General features: G+C 45.5%; 18 protein-coding genes. 13 read left to right on the top strand and 5 right to left on the bottom strand.

Annotation, left to right across the window (positions count from 1 at the left end; all coding sequences use genetic code 11):
• Positions 1 to 205 precede the first annotated feature (205 nt).
• Entirely contained in the window at positions 206 to 2,422 is a 2,217-nt protein-coding gene (locus JK635_RS13585) for a phosphodiester glycosidase family protein (RefSeq protein ID WP_202654507.1), read from the top strand.
• A gap of 22 nt (positions 2,423 to 2,444) precedes the next feature.
• Here JK635_RS13585 and JK635_RS13580 read toward each other — a convergent pair whose 3' ends face one another.
• Positions 2,445 to 2,765, bottom strand: a complete 321-nt coding sequence (locus JK635_RS13580; protein ID WP_202654506.1) for a hypothetical protein — start codon at positions 2,763 to 2,765, stop codon at positions 2,445 to 2,447.
• A gap of 491 nt (positions 2,766 to 3,256) precedes the next feature.
• Between JK635_RS13580 and JK635_RS13575 the strand changes: the two genes are divergently transcribed.
• Together JK635_RS13575 and JK635_RS13570 are read left to right on the top strand one after the other, a co-directional pair.
• The gene (locus JK635_RS13575) at positions 3,257 to 5,173 is read left to right on the top strand and encodes an RCC1 domain-containing protein (RefSeq protein ID WP_202654505.1); all 1,917 of its coding nucleotides are present in this window, start codon (positions 3,257 to 3,259) and stop codon (positions 5,171 to 5,173) included.
• Positions 5,174 to 5,549: 376 nt separating this feature from the next.
• Positions 5,550 to 6,767 carry an N-acetylmuramoyl-L-alanine amidase family protein gene (locus JK635_RS13570; RefSeq protein ID WP_202654504.1) on the top strand — a complete coding sequence of 406 codons (1,218 nt, stop codon included), beginning with the start codon at positions 5,550 to 5,552 and terminating at the stop codon, positions 6,765 to 6,767.
• A 304-nt stretch (positions 6,768 to 7,071) separates the two neighbouring features.
• Here the strand turns inward: JK635_RS13570 and JK635_RS13565 are convergent, their stop codons facing one another.
• Entirely contained in the window at positions 7,072 to 7,200 is a 129-nt protein-coding gene (locus JK635_RS13565; protein WP_202654503.1) for a DUF4023 domain-containing protein, read from the bottom strand.
• A 106-nt stretch (positions 7,201 to 7,306) separates the two neighbouring features.
• A complete protein-coding gene (gene gdhA / locus JK635_RS13560) occupies positions 7,307 to 8,689 on the bottom strand; it encodes an NADP-specific glutamate dehydrogenase (protein WP_202654502.1) in 1,383 nt (460 codons plus the stop codon).
• A 345-nt stretch (positions 8,690 to 9,034) separates the two neighbouring features.
• On the opposite strand from gdhA, the gene gltC reads away from it, so the two are divergent.
• Positions 9,035 to 9,940 carry a glutamate biosynthesis transcriptional regulator GltC gene (gene gltC / locus JK635_RS13555; protein WP_202654501.1) on the top strand — a complete coding sequence of 302 codons (906 nt, stop codon included), beginning with the start codon at positions 9,035 to 9,037 and terminating at the stop codon, positions 9,938 to 9,940.
• Between the two features lie 393 nt (positions 9,941 to 10,333).
• On the top strand, positions 10,334 to 11,251 hold the full coding sequence (locus JK635_RS13550) for a phosphotransferase (RefSeq protein WP_202654500.1): 918 nt from the start codon (positions 10,334 to 10,336) through the stop codon (positions 11,249 to 11,251).
• Positions 11,252 to 11,292: 41 nt separating this feature from the next.
• Here JK635_RS13550 and pepT read toward each other — a convergent pair whose 3' ends face one another.
• On the bottom strand, positions 11,293 to 12,528 hold the full coding sequence (pepT, locus tag JK635_RS13545; protein ID WP_202654499.1) for a peptidase T: 1,236 nt from the start codon (positions 12,526 to 12,528) through the stop codon (positions 11,293 to 11,295).
• 128 nt (positions 12,529 to 12,656) lie between these two features.
• Between pepT and JK635_RS13540 the strand changes: the two genes are divergently transcribed.
• Together JK635_RS13540 and JK635_RS13535 are read left to right on the top strand one after the other, a co-directional pair.
• Entirely contained in the window at positions 12,657 to 12,836 is a 180-nt protein-coding gene (locus JK635_RS13540; protein WP_202654498.1) for a hypothetical protein, read from the top strand.
• 214 nt (positions 12,837 to 13,050) lie between these two features.
• Positions 13,051 to 13,227, top strand: a complete 177-nt coding sequence (locus JK635_RS13535; protein ID WP_202654497.1) for a hypothetical protein — start codon at positions 13,051 to 13,053, stop codon at positions 13,225 to 13,227.
• A gap of 44 nt (positions 13,228 to 13,271) precedes the next feature.
• On the opposite strand, the gene JK635_RS13530 is transcribed toward JK635_RS13535, so the two are convergent.
• Complete coding sequence (locus JK635_RS13530) at positions 13,272 to 14,249, bottom strand: nuclease-related domain-containing protein (RefSeq protein ID WP_368857094.1); 978 nt, start codon at positions 14,247 to 14,249, stop codon at positions 13,272 to 13,274.
• A 146-nt stretch (positions 14,250 to 14,395) separates the two neighbouring features.
• On the opposite strand from JK635_RS13530, the gene JK635_RS13525 reads away from it, so the two are divergent.
• The 6 genes from JK635_RS13525 to JK635_RS13500 all read left to right on the top strand — a co-directional run bounded on the left by JK635_RS13525 (position 14,396) and on the right by JK635_RS13500 (position 18,598).
• A complete protein-coding gene (locus JK635_RS13525; protein ID WP_202654496.1) occupies positions 14,396 to 15,019 on the top strand; it encodes a TetR/AcrR family transcriptional regulator in 624 nt (207 codons plus the stop codon).
• 15 nt (positions 15,020 to 15,034) lie between these two features.
• A complete protein-coding gene (locus JK635_RS13520) occupies positions 15,035 to 15,919 on the top strand; it encodes an ABC transporter ATP-binding protein (RefSeq protein ID WP_202654495.1) in 885 nt (294 codons plus the stop codon).
• Between the two features lie 3 nt (positions 15,920 to 15,922).
• On the top strand, positions 15,923 to 16,720 hold the full coding sequence (locus tag JK635_RS13515; protein ID WP_202654494.1) for an ABC transporter permease subunit: 798 nt from the start codon (positions 15,923 to 15,925) through the stop codon (positions 16,718 to 16,720).
• A gap of 12 nt (positions 16,721 to 16,732) precedes the next feature.
• A complete protein-coding gene (locus JK635_RS13510; protein WP_202654493.1) occupies positions 16,733 to 17,530 on the top strand; it encodes a DUF2705 family protein in 798 nt (265 codons plus the stop codon).
• Between the two features lie 246 nt (positions 17,531 to 17,776).
• Positions 17,777 to 18,118 (top strand): ASCH domain-containing protein, encoded by a 342-nt coding sequence (locus tag JK635_RS13505; protein ID WP_202654492.1) that lies wholly within the window; start codon positions 17,777 to 17,779, stop codon positions 18,116 to 18,118.
• 312 nt (positions 18,119 to 18,430) lie between these two features.
• On the top strand, positions 18,431 to 18,598 hold the full coding sequence (locus JK635_RS13500; protein ID WP_202654491.1) for a hypothetical protein: 168 nt from the start codon (positions 18,431 to 18,433) through the stop codon (positions 18,596 to 18,598).
• Positions 18,599 to 18,768: the final 170 nt, after the last annotated feature.

Here is an 18,768-nt window from a genome sequence, read left to right as displayed (position 1 = left end):
AGAGTGGCGTTACTTGCGAATAACCTTTTACTAAAGCAAATCAATTGGCGGCACCCCTGCTCCAATTGCCGAATCAACGTCCCCCGTCAGTCGCGCTCCCCCAATAACAGGATACAGTTTCCATTTTTAACATTGGTTTTCCTAGAATAAGAGTCTATAATAGTCATAGATTGGCAAATAAATAGATAAGGAGACTCTTTTTGTAATGCAGGGGAGATTTTTGAAAGGTTTTTGGTTTATTTTTGTGCTGATGTTGTTGGGTTTTGTATGTATGGCGATCAAGCCGGTCCAAGCTGCCACGTCGATTAAACAAGAATTTAAAGCATCGGCGGGGGTGACGTACCAGGATTATCGAATTAATACATCTGCCCGCAATCAGGCCGTTCGTGTGTTAAAGGCGAATTTGAGCGACCCTTATACACAAATTAAGGTGGGTATTCCCGATCCGTTAAATAAATTATCCAAGACCATTGCTAGAGCGTTGACGTATTATGCGCCGAGGCATCAAGTTGTTGGTACCATTAATGCTTCCTTTTTTGGGCCGACAGGGCTGCCTGTGTATTTGATTGCTGAAAATAACCAGCTCATTAATGCCGGAAAGCTTCCGGTTGGAAAAACGGAATATGCGAATGAGCCGATTGCTTTTGGGATGAAGGACGGGAAAGGGATCATTGCTCATTATAATTTAGACCTACATTTTGTACATAACGGCAAGTCAACCCCAATTACGGCTTCCAATAAGGCGAGAGCGACAAATCAGCTGATTCTCTATACTGCCAAAAATCCAAGCAAATATACGGATACAAGCGAGAAAGGAATCGAAGTTGTCGTTGAGAAGCTCGATGCCCCGCTTGATCTTACTTTCGGTTCAACGGTTACAGGAATGGTTACCAAGATTCGCGATTATGGGGACAAAACGAAAACGCAGATTCCGAAGGATGGCTTTGTTTTATCAGCGACAGGAACAAGTAAGGCTGCCTTAAAGAACATTCAAATAGGCGATTCAATTTCTCTAGCGGTAGATATCGATACCCTTTGGCAAGGTGCAGATTTTATGTTGGGCAGCGGGCCAATGCTTGTCAATAAAGGAAAAGTGGACTTATCGATGGATCCGAAAAGTCCCAATGCTATCACAAGGGCACCGCATACGGCTGTGGCTGTTGATAAGACCGGCCGAAATGTATTCTTTGTGACGGTTGATGGAAGACAGCCGGGCTATAGCACTGGAATGAATTTAACGGAGTTCGCGCAGTTCCTTGTCAGTATCGGTGCCTACCAAGCGCTGAATCTCGATGGAGGAGGATCGACGGCAATGGGCGTCAGGTATCCCGGTGATTCCGTTGTGAAACTGGCCAATTCCCCGGCAGACGGCTTCGAAAGATATATTTCTACCACGTTAATGGCGGTCTCAACAGCGCCTAATGGGCAGCCAACATACATAAAAGCACATAAATCGAATACTAGTGTTCTTTTAAAAGGATCGTCGATTAAGATTTTACTAGATTACGTGCTGGATCAATATTATAATCCGGTAAAAGCCTCCACGAAAAATTTGTCGATAACGAGTAAATTGGGGACGGCAAAAGGAACGGCGTTTACCGCAGCTAAGGCAGGAAAAGGGACGCTTACTGTAAAATATAGCCAGGCAGCCACCTCTCTCCCTGTCGAAATCGTTGATCAGCTTGCTAAACTGACGATCTCCAAGAGCAATTTGCTGGTGCGCAACGGGGATACGGTGAAGCTATCGGTCAAAGGCTACGACCGTAAGGGGAGAACCGTCCTGATGGCGCCAAATGCGATCCAGTGGTCGGTCACTGGAAAACTGGGGACCATTTCCAAAGACGGCACCTTTACCGTAACGGGGACAAAGGGCAGCGGACAAATCACGGCAGCCTATGGAAAAACAAAGGCAGTTGTCGCGGTTAACATCGGCCCTGACCAAGAGGTGTTGGACACTTTTGATCAATTAACGAATTGGACAGTTTCCAGCATTCGAGCGACGGCATTTAGCCAGAGCAGTACGAAAAAGGAGCCGGTTAAAGAAGGTAAAGCCGCTTTGAAATTCAACTATGACTTCACCGTAAGCAAATCAAATACATCCGCCGCTTATTTAAACGCAGCAAAAAGCCTTGTGTTTACAAGCAGGCCGAATGCTATTGGCGTGTATGTGTATGGTGACGGGAAGAACAACTGGTTAAGGGCCACTTTAACCGATGGAAAAGGGAAAAGCCGGACAATTGATTTTACAAAAGATATGGGTCTATCGTGGCAGGGCTGGAAGTTTGTTAAAGCAGCCATTCCGAAGGATGTGGCTTTACCAATTAAACTCAAACAAATCTACGTGGTTCAACCGCACCAGGAATTAAAAAGCAAAGGGACGCTGTACTTTGACCAGCTGCAAGTATTCTATGGATTGAAGTGAGCAGGGCTTCCATGCCGCCCTTTTAGTGATAGGAAAAGAAAAACTCTGCCGAGAGAAGTCTCAGCAGAGTTTTTACGTAGCAGATCTTCCGGATGGCAGCTGCCCGCTTAGTTAGTTTCTTTTGAGCAACTTCATTTGTATCTACTTGGAAGTATTTGTTAATCGATTCCGTGATCCGCTTAATCGCAGTTTCCGCGGTGGTAACCCGCTCTTCAACCGATTTGGCATATTTTGTTTTGATGATAACAACTTTCTTTTCAACTTTTTTCGAAATTACTTGTCGAAAAAGTCTCGGGATTACGCGCGCAGGAATGGATGAAGGGTAAAATTTGGACTTTGCCACTCCTGCCATCTATTAAAAATCGGTCCATCTGTCACTCTATTAAGCTTGCAAGCTACTGCTAATAATGGCTTCCTGTTATCGGGAATCCATGATATAATTGGTGATAAAACCAAATGTACCCAACTTAGAAACCTCTTTCCAACCCCTTCTTAGCGCATACGTGCACAAAGGAAAGCTTCGTTAGTTTAGGCCATGCCGTTCAAAAGTTATGCTTTTGGGCGAACTGCGCCTCTGTCTTCACCTTTTGGGGATCGCCAGCCGCTTTTTGATACTCTGGGAAAATCTGCTCATTTAAAAAGTTAGAATGAATATACATAAAGCGCCAAGTCTTTTTTCATAAATTTGAACGCTAGGAAATAAAGTGGTTATCCTGCGGCCTGCGACTGGTAATGTGTCAGCATATCAATTGTCGACTGGTCAAATTCCTTATTTAGAATCAGTTGTTTTCAAAATAGAGATTTCCAACTAAAAAAATGATGGGGAGATGGAAAATGAAGAAAAAACCGCTATTGTTGTTGCTTGTTGCTTTTTTCGTATTGGCCTCGTGGATTCCGCAGTCCGGAGCCCGTGCCGCCGGTGAAATGCTGTATTGGTCCGAGGAAGATAAGGGCGTGTATGAACCACTGCTTGCATACACATTGGAATGGTCCGGGGATGTCTTAAAGTATGGCGGATTTGACCTCGATACGATGACCGTAACGACAGATAAAAATACCGCAGATGTTGTCATTAATCAGTATGGCGATATTGGGGCAAGAAGGATTGCCGAGCTTCCTCAGCAAGCGTTAACAGATCCGGTGAACTTAGACAAGATTACCTTTCCAACAGATGGGCTTGGTTACCCGTTACTATCCCTCAAATTAAAAGCCAATGGTCTCTATTTAATTGAAATGGATAATGGTCAGTATGCCAAGTTAAGAATTGATCAGTCTTCGTCGACGAAGGTAACATTCAGCTTTGTTTTACAAACAGCGGAGCCGCCGGAGGACGATGACGAGACCCCGCCGCCAACCGACGGGACGCAACCGCCAAAGGGCACTGTAACGATAATTGATTTAACCGCGCCACAACAAAACATCTCTGTAAAGACGGGAGCGGCTAGATCTGTTTTGCTTATCGCGCTATATTCCAATAAAACAAAGAAAGATGTTACCGCTGAGGCAAACTGGAAATCCCAGTATCCGCATGTTGCAACAGTCTCGAAGGGGAAAATTCAAGGGATTTCACCGGGGGAAGCCGTGATAACCGCTGAATATCGAGGTCTGAAGAAAACTTTTTGGGTCAATGTGACCGGTACTATGAAACCGGTAAAGCCAATCAAAGGGATAACTGGAACGGCGATTGCCGCAGGCTCTGACCATACGCTTGTACTGAAGAGGAACGGAACCGTATGGAGTTTTGGCTGGAATCAAACAGGACAATTAGGGAATGGAAATACCACCAATCAATCCAAACCTGTTCAAGTGATAGGGTTAAAAAATGTAAAAGCGATTGCCGCCGGGTATAATTTTTCCCTTGCTTTAAAGAAGGATGGAACGGTATGGATGTGGGGCAGTCCCTTCGCCTTAATTGACGGACCGCGACCGTTTCCTTACCAAATTCAATCGTTGAAAAACATTGTCGCAATCGCCGCCGGAGAGGAGCATATGATGGCGCTGCGCAAGGATGGAACGGTTTGGAGCTGGGGAAATAATTCCTATGGCCAGGGGGGAATTGGCAGGACATCCCCGGCAACCATTGAAAGGCCCGTGAAAGTGCTGGGATTAACGAAGGTAGTCTCGATCGGTGTCGGACGCTTCCACTCGTTAGCCGTAAGGAGCGGTGGCTCGGTGTATGCATGGGGAAATAACGAAAGGGGCCAGATCGGCAACGGGAAAAGCGGCTTTGATCTCATGGACAATGTCCTCAAGCCGTATAAAATTCCTTTGATCACGAAGGTAAAAAAAGTTACTGGAGGAACTTACTACAGCCTTGCAGTTAAAGCAGACGGAACGGCTTGGTCCTGGGGGCATAATGATCAACGACAATTGGGCCTTCCTTATAATAACATGATTCAAAATAGACCCGCCCAAATTAGAGGAGAAAACGGCGGGGGCTATCTGCAGCAAATGAAACAGATTGATGGCGGATACCGTCATACGGTGGCAGTGGCAAACAATGGAACAACCTATGCATGGGGTGAAAACCGTTACGGGAAATTAGGAAATAATAAAGCAACGAACGCACCCTACCCTGTCAAGGTTCCGATTACAAAAGTAGTCGCGGTTGAAGCTGGCACCGACCACACTGTTGCATTAAGGTCGGATGGAACAGTCTTGGCATGGGGCTCAAACGGATATGGTCAATTGGGAATTGGAAGTAAATACCGCCAAAGGAATGCACCGGTTAAAGTTATGAATGCAAAATAACAATGGTGTTTTAGTGTCAGGCGCTGCCTTATGGTAGTGCCTGACGTCTTTTCAGACAGCCATTCCGCCAATTGGGGAGGGTTTAGCGCCAATAGGAGAGGGTTTCCCGCCAGTAGGAGGACGCTTTTCGCCAATAGAAGAGGGTTTCCCGCCAATAGGAGAGGGCTTAACGCCAATTGAAGCTACTGATTCGCCAATTGAAAAGTGCCTTCTGCCAATTGGAGTCCATTATCCGACAACGTAGCAGAGACATATAGGGCTTTTTTCCTCATTTTATCTAGCAATCTATTTTTTTTTAAATTGGTGATAAATTTTGACAAAATATTCAGATATCTCGTGCTATTTTAGTAGTAACTACTAAATTGGAGAGATTGATATGAAGAAATTATCTGCTATTTTTGTTGTCTTATTTGGACTATTTTTCTTTGCTGGTCATTCAGAAGCGAGCGGGAGCGGTACATCGCAATTATTGATTATTAATAAGAAGATTAATACCTTGGCTTTTTATGATAGTGGTAAGCTGGTGCGGACATTTAAAGTTGCTACAGGGCGGACGAGGGATTTAACTCCTGAAGGAAAATTTATGATTGTGACGAAGATTGTCAATCGCCCTTATTACAAAGAAAAAATCCCCGGGGGAGACCCGCGTAACCCTTTGGGCAACCGTTGGATGGGATTGAACGCACGAGGTACATATGGGGACACTTATGCGATTCATGGCAATAGCAATGAATATTCGATTGGCCGCTATGTCAGCGGCGGCTGCATCCGGATGCATAATGCAGAGGTGCGCTGGCTGTTTAACCAAGTAAAAAATTACACTCCTGTTGTGATTACCTATTCCAGCAACAGCTTTGAGGCGATTGCCAAAGCCCATTTAAACGGCTGGCAGGAATTTAGCGGCCAGAAGTATTATTTAGCTAATGGCGTGAAGAAGACCGGCTTGCAGACTATCAATGGAAAAAAATATTTCTTTAACGAAGCAGGGGTTATGCAGACTGGCTGGCAAGAGAGCGGTGGTAAAAAATATTATTTTGATTCAAATGGCGTGGCCAAAACCGGGTGGTTGAACCAGCAGGGCAAACGTTATTACTTTGACCAAACAGGAGCGGCTAAAACTGGCTGGTTGGCCGATGGAGGCAAACGCTATTATTTTGCCAAGGATGGAATGATGAAAAAGGGCTGGTTGGAGGAGGATGGCAAAAAGTACTTTTTCGATCAAACCGGAGCGATGAAAACCGGCTGGCTGGAGAAGGAAAATAAATGGCACTATTTTGCTGTAAACGGCGAAATGCAGACTGGCTGGATCAATTCTGAGGGAAAATGGTACTACCTAAAGGCAGACGGGTTTATTGAAAATACTTGGTTCAGCACGAATAATCGCCCAGGTTTAGCAGAAAAGAATGACGCGGTAAAAACCGGCTGGTTAACCCTATCCGGAGATAGATATTACCTTGACAGTCAATCGGCGACAGTGACAAGCTGGTTAAAATATGAGGATAAATGGTACTATCTTGCTGTGAGTAAAGATATGGAAACGATCGCAAAACTGGACCGCGGCAGCATGACAACGATTGCGATTGCCTCCTCATAGCGATAAAAGCCGCGGAAGCTGACCGCGGCTTGTTTTTGGCCGATAGGAAAAACTTTCCTATCAGTCCACCGTGCAGCGCAAAATCAGCGCTGCACCACAAAGAATGAAAATAGTTATACTTTCATGGTAGGCATAAGTGTAACTACGCCTCTGTCTTCGCCATAAAGGTTCGCCAATCGGGGAGTTTTCTTTATCCTAATAGGAGTATAAAATTCTACCCAATTTTAGGCTTTCCTATGTTGTATAAACTCAACAACGCCTCATGAACCGCTCTAACGGACTTGCCAATCGGTGGAGTTTTCATTTAATGTTCTTTATTCGGTAATCTTTTACTTGGGGCATTGTCGCCCTGTCTATGCTGATTTTTTCTGTTTTTTTCTTGCTTTTCGTGCAATTTTTCGACAAACTCATGTGTGCTTCCTTGTTCCATCATGTCAGCCCTCCTTTACCAGTCATAGTGTTACCATCCAGGCAAAAAAAATCTCCCTTTTGGGGAGATTTTTACAAACGAATGCAACGACCATGGCGTCAATGCTGATTTAAATTAACCCTTGTGCAATCATGACATCGGCAACTTTTACAAATCCGGCAATATTGGCTCCAACGACTAAGTTGCCTGGGAAGCCATACTCTTCAGCAGCATTGATACTGTTGCGGTAAATGTTAACCATGATCTCATGAAGCTTGCGGTCAACCTTTTCAAATGACCAAGCGAGTCTGGCGCTGTTTTGTGCCATTTCTAAAGCAGAAACAGCGACACCGCCGGCATTGGCTGCTTTTCCAGGGGCAAAGAGAATTTCGTTATTTAAGAACACATCAACCGCCTCAAGAGTGGATGGCATATTTGCGCCTTCTCCGACAGCTTTAACTCCGTTGGCCACCAGCAATTTGGCTGCTGCTTCGTCAATTTCATTTTGCGTCGCGCAAGGAAGGGCGATATCACAAGGAATCGACCAAATAGCGGAGCAACCCTCAAAATATTGTGCCCGTGGATGATAATCGACATATTCGTAAATTCTTTTTCGTTCTACTTCTTTCAGCTTTTTAACCGTCTCCAGTTTAATGCCGTCCTCGTCATAAATGTATCCGTTGGAATCGCTGCAAGCAACAACTTTTGCCCCCAGCTGCTGTGCTTTTTCAATCGCGTAAATGGCGACATTTCCTGAACCGGAAACAACAACAGTGCTTCCTTCAAAGCTCATGCCCTTATCCTTCAGCATTTCCTCGACAAAATAAACGGTACCATAACCGGTTGCTTCGGTTCTCGCGAGGCTGCCGCCATAATTGAGCCCTTTTCCCGTCAATACACCAGGTTCAAAATTGCCGCGCAGCTTCTTATACATTCCAAACAGGTAGCCAATTTCTCTGCCGCCTACGCCGATATCACCGGCGGGAACATCGGTATCCGGACCGATATGGCGGTAAAGCTCCTGCATAAAGCTTTGGCAGAAGCGCATCACTTCAGCGTCGGATTTTCCTTTCGGGTCAAAGTCTGATCCGCCTTTGGCACCGCCGATCGGCTGGCCAGTTAACGAATTCTTTAAAATTTGCTCAAACCCAAGGAACTTAATGATGCTGGCATTAACCGACGGGTGGAAGCGCAAGCCCCCTTTATACGGTCCGATGGCACTGTTGAACTGGATGCGGAAGCCGCGGTTTACTTGAATTTTGCCGCTGTCATCGACCCAAGGAACGCGGAAGGTAATTGCTCTTTCCGGCTCGACAATTCGTTCTAAAATCCCCTGCTCGATGTATTTTGGATGTTTCTCCAAAACTGGTACGAGAGAGTTAAAAATTTCTTCTACTGCTTGGTGAAATTCATATTCAAAAGGGTTGCGGCGTTTTACCGTTTCGAAAACCTCATTGACATAATCCCTCACCGCTTGGGTTCCTGATTGTTTTACATCTTCAATTGTTTGCATAGGAATCAACCCCTTTGTAAAAAATTTTGATTAAATGTTTACTGAAAATTCTTTTTATTGGCGTCGATTTATTTTATAATGGATGAATAATCTAAGCAATATGAATAATAGATAGGTTTAATGCCGAAATGAGATAAGTGATAACTCGCCGATTGGCGAGTCCGTTAGGGTGGTTCATAAGGCGTAGTGGAATGGATGTGACGTTGGTAAAATTTTTTCCTTTTTTGTAGTCCACCATGCAGCGCAAAAATCAACGCTGCATCACATCATAAGGAATGAAAACATTTTGTTTCAAGCTAGCTTAAAGGAACCGAGGGTTATTTTCCAGAAAGGAGTGGCGGGCAGATGGAGTTGAGACAGATTCAATATTTCATAGAGGTGGCCAAAAGAGAGCATGTAACCGAGGCTGCCCATGCCCTGCATGTTGCACAATCTGCTGTCAGCAGGCAAATTTTTAATTTGGAAGAAGAGCTGGGGGTCAGCTTGTTTTTCCGCGAAGGAAGGAATGTTAAGCTAACCCCGATTGGGGAAATGTTTTTAGGACAGATGGAGCAGGCCATGAAGCTGATTGAAAATGCCAAACGGGAAGTGGAGGAACAGATTGATCCCGAAAAAGGGACGATCCGTGTGGGCTTCCCAAGCAGTCTTGCCGCTTATACCTTGCCCACCGCCATTTCGGCCTTTCGTGAACGCTACCCTCAGGTTAAATTTAAGCTGAACCAGAGCTCTTACGCCAACTTAATTGCTGGTGTGGCTAGAGGTGATTTCAATTTGGCGCTCCTTGGCCCGGTGCCGAAAAGGGAAAAAAAGATTAAAGGCCGAACCCTGTTTACGGAAAAAATGGTCGCTCTGCTGCCGCAGTCTCACCCTCTTGCCGATAAGCGGCTCCTGAAGTTAAACGAATTGCGGGACGCCGCCTTTGTGTTATTTCCGGACGGCTATATTTTGCGGGAAATAATCGTCGATGCCTGCGCCCAGCTGGGGTTTGCCCCACAGGTTGCCTTTGAGGGAGAAGATATTGATGCAATTAAAGGATTAGTCTCGGCTGGTCTCGGGGTGACGCTGATCCCTGAAATTACGCTGATTGACGGTCTGCCGCGCTCGACCGTCAAAATTCCGATTACCGAGCCTGATGTCAGCCGCACGGTCGGGGTGATTATTCCGGCAGACCGCTCCCTGCTGCCGGCAGAAATGTTATTTTATGAGTTTCTTAAAGAATTCTTTAGCATTCTCGACCGCTATAAAAATTAGTTTTTTGATTGATGCTGGCTTTTAAAAAGCAGGTTTTTTGAAAAAGGGATTGACGACCGCTTTTAAAAATTACTGGCAATGAAGAAAGGGGTCGATCCGCAAAAAAATTACTGGCTTGAAGGAAGGATTCGGTTCGCAAAAAAAATTACTGGCTTGAAGATAGGTTTTGACTGCATTAAAATTTGCTGCTTGAGGATATAAACCTTTCCAACATACATATGTATGAAAGGAGGGTTATCACCCTTCTATCTTTGTCGGCTCTTGAAACCTCACGAAAAGGGGGAGTTTGTATGATCTTGATGAATTTAAAACGCTGCGAAGGCGGCCCGCAGTTACATGGGGTTGCTATCTGGGCGGTTTCCCCTGCCGGCGCTTTGGCGGAGGCTTGCGGTGATGACTGAGAGTGGGACCGAGCGGCTGCCAGCGGCAATTGTACTAGAAGATGGTACTTTGAATAGGGGACTGATTGCCGGAAGAGAAATCCTTTACCGCGGCAACAACGGCCGCTCGGTGGAAAGGTTTTTTATGCCTGCAGGGGAATCGTACATCTTTAAACCGTTAACGAACAATGCACAATTAGGTCGGGAAGTGTGGGTGTATGAACAGATTCTCCCCCATTTTCCCGTCGTTTTTCCTAAAATGATTGCCTATCGGATTAGCGATAACCCTCAGTACAGCTGGTTAATTCTCGAGGACCTCGGTCCGCTGTCTCATGAGTTTCGCGAGGAAAGCTTGCTGGCTGCGGTGCGGTCGGCCGCACTGTGGCACTCGCTTTCTTTGGATGGCTTTCCGGATATTCCGGTAACCGGGATAAAGCCGGGAATTGAAGAAATGGCCGTGGAAGTCTGGGCGAGCCGGAAGTTGTTTTCCCAAAAGCAGCTCCGGCTCATTGATGATTTCGAGTTTACCATGAAGCCGGTGGTATCCCACGGGGACCTGCATCAAGGCAATTTTGCCCTTGCCGGCGGTCGCTTGATCGTGCTTGACTGGGAGCATGCCCATGTGAACCTGCCTTATTGGGATCTATTTCATGTCATCGATATGGCGCACCCTGTTTTTTCGAAAAAGATGACCTGCAAACTGCGGGAAGCGGCCCTCGATTGTTATCTTGATCAGCTTGATCAGCCGGTTGACAGGGAGGTTTTTAAAAAGGAATATTACCTGTTCGCCGCAGTGTTTTCATTATGGATGCTGTTATTGATTGGGCGTGATCTGCAGGCCGATGCGGGAAACTGGTCCAAAGAACAGCTGGAAAGGCAGCGATTGGAGACCATTGGATGTTTAGAACAGCTGTGTCAGCGTGCATGTTAAAAAGCTAACCTGAGTTGCAGGTTAGCTTTTTGCTGCTGCGCTTAGTTTGCTCTTTGTTCAAATAGTTTGATAATTTCAATGATAGTTTGAGTGGCTTTGATCATATTTTCGACGGAAGCAAATTCATATTTACCGTGGAAATTTTCCCCGCCGGTGAAGATATTCGGTGTCGGCAGCCCCATGAATGATAATTGTGAGCCGTCCGTACCGCCGCGGATTGGCTGAATGATTGGCTTGATATCAAGGTTTTCCATTGCCTGCTGCGCGATTTCAACGATTTCCTTTACCGGTTCGATTTTTTCACGCATGTTGTAATATTGATCTTTCAGTTCAAGCTGAATATTGTCAGCACCATATTTTTTCCTTAAATCATTGACGATGTTTTCGATCGTTACTTTTCTATTGTTAAAATTCTCGCGGTCATGGTCGCGGATAATATAATAAAGCTTTGTCTGTTCGACATCGCCGTTGAATGAAATCAGGTGGTAGAAGCCTTCATAATTTTCCGTATGCTCTGGCGCCTCTTGTTCTGGCAGTTGGCTGTGTAGCTCCATTCCAATTTTCATCGAGTTCACCATTTTATCCTTGGCTGAACCCGGGTGAATATTGTTTCCCTTGATGGTGATTTTTGCCGCTGCCGCGTTAAAGCTTTCATATTCCAGCTCCCCGAGCGGTCCGCCGTCAACCGTATAGGCAAACTTGGCATTGAACGCTGCAACGTCAAACTTATGCGGCCCGCGGCCAATTTCCTCATCCGGCGTGAAGGCCACGCGCACCTTGCCGTGCTTGATTTCCGGGTGCTGAATCAGATAGTGCATCGCGGTCATGATTTCCGTTACCCCAGCCTTGTTATCCGCGCCCAGTAGCGTCGTGCCGTCAGTTGTGATCAGCGTATGACCTTTGTAGTTTTTAAGGTTCGGAAAATCCTTTGGTGACAGGATGACATTTAATCCCTCGTTTAAGGTAATGTCGCCGCCATCGTAATTTTCATGAATTTGCGGGTTGACATTTTTTCCAGTGAAGTCGGTCGCCGTGTCAACATGGGCGAGGAAGCCGATGGTGGGCACGTTTCTGTCCGTGTTCGCTGGCAAGGTCGCCATCACATAACCGTTGTCGTCAATCGTCACCTCTTCCATGCCAATTTCCTTTAATTCATCCACCAGCATCCGAAGCAGCGTCCACTGGCCCTCGGTTGACGGACAAGTTTCACTGTCTTCATTAGACTGCGTATCCACCTTCACATACGAGGTAAATCTTTTGATCAGTTCATCTTTCAATGTGCAGCACTCCCTTACTAAGTTATGTACATGATTATCATATCACTTTAAGGGAGCGGATACACATTTTTTGGAATACGTGTTGACACAGGGGCGCGTGTTATCAATTGGCGAGAAGTGGGCTCCAATTGGCGCAAAGCCCTCTCCAACTGGCGAGAAAGTATCATCAATTGGCGAAAGCTGCCCTCCAATTGGTGGGAAGTAAATCAACTGGTGCAAAGCGGGCTCCAACTGGCGCAAAGTCCTCTCCAACTGGCGAGAAAGCATCATCAATTAGCGAAAGTCGCCCTCCAATTGGCGGGAAGTAAATCAACTGGCGCAAAGTGGGCTCCAACTGGCGCAAATCCCTCTCCAACTGGCGAGAAAGCATCATCAATTGGCGAAAGTCGCCCTCCAATTGGCGGGAAGTAAATCAACTGGCGCAAAGTGGGCTCCAATTGGCGCAAATCCCTCTCCAACTGGCGAGAAAGTATCATCAATTGGCGAAAGCTGCCCTCCAATTGGTGGGAGGTAAATCAACTGGTGCAAAGCGGGCTCCAACTGGCGAGAAAGCATCATCAATTGGCGAAAGTCGCCCTCCAATTGGCGCGAAGTAAATCAATTGGCGGGAAGTGGGCTCCAACTGGCGCAAATCCCTCTCCAACTGGCGAGAAAGTATCATCAATTGGCGAAAGCTGCCCTCCAATTGGCGGGAAGTAAATCAACTGGCGAGACCCCCCTCCAATTGGCGCAGCTAATTTTTATCAATCAAATAGGTTAAAGTTTTTGATATTCATAATATACTTCCGGTAACGATAATCCCCCTCACTTTTAAAGCTCATATTTTGCAAAATCCGTTTTGCTATATGAATATCATTCACATGCAAAAACTCCCGGCACTCGCGATTGGTGATCGTTCTCTTAAAAATCAAATACCATTCGAGCAAGGCTCGTTGATGTGCCAGGGGATCGGTTGCCTGGCAAAAAGGGCATACCCATGTTCTCGGCTGCTTAATCATTCCCAGCCTGCCACACGTTATACATCCTACGCCTGTTCGAAAGTCGCTCCAACGAAGTTTATAGGTTTCACAAATAGGCTTGGGAAGATAGCGTTGATGACTCTTAAGCAGCTCGGCAGACAGCCAGTTAAACGTTTCGGGAGTTAATTTTTGCCCCTGCTGCGGGATCGATTTTAGATAAGTGGGAATCATGTTGGGGAATAACAGTTTCGTCCGGGGTGGGGCAGTTTTCACAATTTGTTTCGGGTATGCAAGGACGACTGCGCCATAAATCGGGAGTTGGATGCCACGGTGCAAAAACCATTCACGTAAAAACTCGCAATTGCGTTGTAATTGACTAACGGGGCTTTCGTAGCCATATTGACAGCCATCCTCCTTGGTACTGATTAATTGCGGTGGATTTTCGTTAAATTCCAGAATCCCGCTGATATTTTTCACCTCTAACACCAAGCCATACCATGGGGTTAAACAATGTGTGTCCGTTTGGAATTTTTCATCGGCTGAAGGGGATAAATCGTGAAAAATGTGGATGTCGAAGGGAAATGAAAATTGGGACAAGACCTCTGCCACCCGATCCTCGCCGCCGATCCCGGCTTCCATGGCCGCTTGCTTTGCTGCTAACACGGGCAGAATCGGATGCTCGGCGGATAAGCGGTGTCGCGCGGCAGCTAACCCTGCTAATTTTAAGGAAAAATCGCGATTTTTAATAATAATGTCAATCACCTCCACCTTGCATCGTAGCATATTCCCGAAGTCTAAACTATATCGTTCATGATTTTGTAAAAAATATCCTTAACTATCTATTGACCAGTGGAGTCAATCGAGAATATACTACAATTGACCGTTGTGGTCAAAGGAGGAGTGCCGAGGTGTTTTCGAAATTTCTCAACTTAGATAAGGAAAAACAAGACCGCATCATTAACGCGGCGATTAAGGAGTTTGCCCAGAAAGGATATGATAGTGCCTCGACGAATGAAATTGTCAAAGAAGCGGGGATCTCAAAAGGGCTCTTGTTTCACTATTTTCAGAACAAAAAGCAATTATATTTATTTCTGTTTGACTATTGCTATGAGCTGATTGCTACGGAGTTTTATCAAAAAATTGATTTATCCGAGACTGATTTTTTCAAAAGAATGCGCGCGGCGGTAACCATTAAAATGGAGCTGCTCTCTGTTTATCCGGCTCTTTTCCATTTTCTCCAAGCGGTCTATATAGAGGATTCCCGTGAAATTAAAGCGGAGTTTGCCGAAAAGTATCAGCAACTGCTGGAAACCAACTTCGCCAAAATGTACGAAAATATTGATATCACGAAATTCCGCGATGATATTGATTTGGAAAAAATCTTAAAAATCATTACCTGGACGTTTGAAAAATTAAGTGATGAGGAGCTAAACAAAGCCAAGTTTTTACCAACGCATGAAATTGATTATCAACAGGTCAGCATGAAGGCAGAACAGTATTTTGAAGTATTAATTAAAGTTTTCTATAAATAAGGGGGGCTCCCGGCGATGAATGTGATTGAGTTAAATAATCTGACAAAAACGTATGGCAAGGCAAGAGGGATTTCCAACATCAGCTTTACGGTGGAGGAAGGCGAGATTTTTGGTTTTATCGGCCCGAATGGCGCTGGCAAGTCAACGACGATCCGCACGATGCTGTCGCTGATTTATCCGACAAGCGGCAGCGCAACGATTTTTGGCAAGGACTCGGTCAAGTTTGCCCCGGAAATCAAAAAGGAAATCGGCTACCTGCCGTCGGAAGTGTTCTATTATGACAACATGAAAGTTAAGGACCTGCTGAAATATTCAGGCAGTTTTTATAAAAAGGATTGCAGTCAGCGGATCAAACAATTGGCGGAGCTGCTCGACCTTGACCTCAACAAAAAAATTGACGACTTGTCGTTTGGCAACAAGAAGAAAGTGGGTATCGTTCAAGGACTGCTCCATGAGCCGAAGCTGATCATTCTTGATGAGCCGACGAGCGGTCTCGACCCGCTGATGCAGCAGAAATTTTTCGATCTGTTAAAAGAGGAAAATAAGAAAGGGACGACGATTCTCTTTTCCTCCCATATCTTAAGCGAGGTGCAGAAAATGTGCGACCGCGTGGCGATTATTAAGGAAGGCGAACTCGTCAAGGTCGAAAAAATCAGTACATTAAAGGAAAACAACCATAAACGCTTTAAGCTGGAGACGAAGGCGCCCATGCCGCAGGGCTTTTTACAAATTGCTGGGGTGCAGAATTTGGAAATTGATGGCCTGCACGTAAGCTTTCTTTACAGCGGCAATATCAATTTAATGCTGCAAAAATTGGCGCAGCTGGAGCTGTTAAACCTGTGGATTGAGGAACCGGATTTAGAGGAGATTTTCATGCATTACTATGAAAAGGGGAATTGAGCGATGAATATATTTCTCCATGAATTAAAGGATAATCGCAAGTCGACGATCATTTGGACGCTGTCATTAGTGGCGGTTGTCGTCCTGTTTATGGCTCTGTTTCCGTCCATCGCCAAGGATTCGGAGGCGTTTAAAAAGGTGCTGGAAAACTATCCAGAATCCTTGCGCAAAGCCATCGGGATGTCACTTGATTCGATCACCTCACTGTTAGGATTTTACTCGTATGTTTTCACCTATGTGGTGTTATGTGGTGCGATTCAGGCAATGAATCTGGGAGTCTCGATGCTATCCAAAGAAACCCGTGAGAAAACGGCGGATTTCCTGCTAACCAAGCCGGTCACGCGAACGCAAATTGTTACCGCGAAGCTGCTCGCGGCTGTCGTTTCGCTCATTTTGTCCAATCTGGTAGTTATCATGGCCGCGTTAGTAGCGGCGCAGGCGGTCAGCGAGAGGTCATTTGACACCAAGGCATTCCTGTTGATTTCGCTGACGGCGTTTTTCGTTGAATGCATGTTTTTGGCACTTGGCATCCTCATCTCCGTCCTTGTTCCAAAAATAAAATCGGTGTTGCCGCTGTCACTGGGAACGGTGTTTGGTTTTTTCATTCTCAATATGTTCGGATCGGTCATTGGTGATAAGGCGGTGCGCTATCTGACACCGTTTAAGTATTATGATCCGGGTTATATTAGCAAACATCAAACCTATGAAATTCGGTTTATCGTCATTGAAGTTATTTTTATCATTGTCGCGGTCACGGCAAGCTATTTCATTTATGCGAAAAAAGATATTCATGCGGTGTAGGGGGTGTGGACAGTGAATCTATTTTGGCGGGAAATGAAGGCGAATCGGAAGTCGTTAATCATTTGGGGAATCGGGCTTCTGTTCATGGTGGTCGCCGGAATGGCGAAATATGAAGGATACAGTTCATCGGGTCAATCGATTAACGAATTGATTTCGCAGATGCCGAAGTCGCTCCAGGCAATTATTGGGACGGGAGACTTGGATTTGTCGACAGCTATCGGGTTTTACGGCATGCTGTTTTACTACTTGTTGCTGATGGCGGCAATTCATGCGTTGATGCTGGGCGCTAATATTATTGCCAAGGAAGAGCGCGACAAAACAGCGGAATTTCTGATGGCAAAGCCAATCTCACGTACCCGGATTATCAGTTCAAAGCTGCTGGCGGCTTTGGTAAATGTGGTCATCTTTAATCTGGTAACCTTAGTTCTATCGCTGGCAATGGTGAGTCATTATCAGCAAACCGGGGAACAGCTTGATGATATTTACTTATTAATGGCGGGGATGTTTCTAGTGCAGCTCATTTTTCTGGCAGTTGGCGCGGTGATTGCGGCGGTGGGAAAACGGCCGAAGCGTGCGGCCGCACTGGGAACGGTACTACTGCTACTAACGTATCTCCTCTCCATCGCCGTCGATTTGAATGAAAAAATTGAATGGCTGCAATATGTAACGCCATTTAAATATTTTGAAGCAAAAAGGGTCTTGGCGGACGGTACGCTGGAAACTACGTTTGTTGCGATCACCATTGTAGTGGTTACGATTCTAATTGCCATTACTTACCATTTTTATCAAAAACGAGATTTGCAAATATAATCACAAAAATGAAGCAGCAGTAATGTTAGAAAACTTCTATATTGTGATGATGTGGTGGGCTTGTTGGCTGGGATGGATTAGAAGTTGAAGGATGCTCCTAAGTGGTAGGCATCCTTCTTTTTTGGTTCCGGGGGCAACAACTTGATGGGAATAAACAGGATTTTTTATACATATTAATAGTGTTTAATACATTAATAATAGTGTTAATATAATATATAAATAGGTTGGAAAAGGGAGGAATTTAGGATGTCGCAAAATAATCATCAATCGTTGCCGCCAAAAACGTGTACAATTGAGCGCTTAGTGACGTTAGAAAAGGATGTCAAGAAAGTGCTTGCCGGGGAAAAAACAGCCACCCGCCGCAATGGCCGCTATGCCGACCCGGGAGAAATCATGACCCTGGAGGGACGTCAGTTTGTTGTTGATAAGGTGTATTCCCAAAGCTTGGGTGAGCTGACAGAGGATGATGCGCGCCGCGAGGGCTTTGCTTCTGTAGAGGAATATAAACAGTCAATCCTCGCAATTCATCCAGGTATGCCATGGCTGCCGCAAATGAGAGTCTGGGTGCATGAATTTAGCGCAGTTTAATAGAAGGGTTCGGTTAGTCCACAGATCTTTGCACTGTGGACTTGATTTTTTATGGCGGGGCTACTGTAAACATGACAGCCGCTAGAAAAAAGCCATCAATCGCCAATTGAGGATGTTATCCCGCCAATTGAATGAGTTTGCGCCAATTGAAGCAGCTATGTCGCCAGTTGAATTGGCAATGTCGCCAATAGGAGAGGGCTTTTCGCCAGTTGAATGAGTTTGCGCCAATTGAAGTGCGTCTATCGCCAATTGAAGCAGCTATGTCGCCAGTTGAATTGGCAATGTCGCCAATAGGAGAGGGCTTTTCGCCAGTTGAATGAGTTTGCGCCAATTAAAGTGCGCCAATCGCCAATTGAAGCAGCTATAACGCCAGTTGAATTGGCAATGTCGCCAATAGGAGAGCGCCTTCCGCCAATTGAGATGGCTATATCGTCGATTGAAACCGGTTACCTGCCAATTAGAGAGTGTATCCGCAAGTAACACAGCTATATGTGGCCCCACATAATCGGCTCAAATATTTGTATATCACCAAAAAACATCATTATAATAGCTTTATCCCTTTTTCCGGGAGTGTAGCCCTCACCGCAAAACTTTCGTTAAACAAAGTTTTGGTGGGGTATAAGGCGTACTCCACTGATTGAGGTTCCACT

It is taken from the genome of Neobacillus paridis, from assembly GCF_016765675.1.
Classification (GTDB): Bacteria; Bacillota; Bacilli; order Bacillales; family Cytobacillaceae; genus Neobacillus; species Neobacillus paridis.
This window is presented reverse-complemented; position numbering and strand designations above follow the sequence as displayed.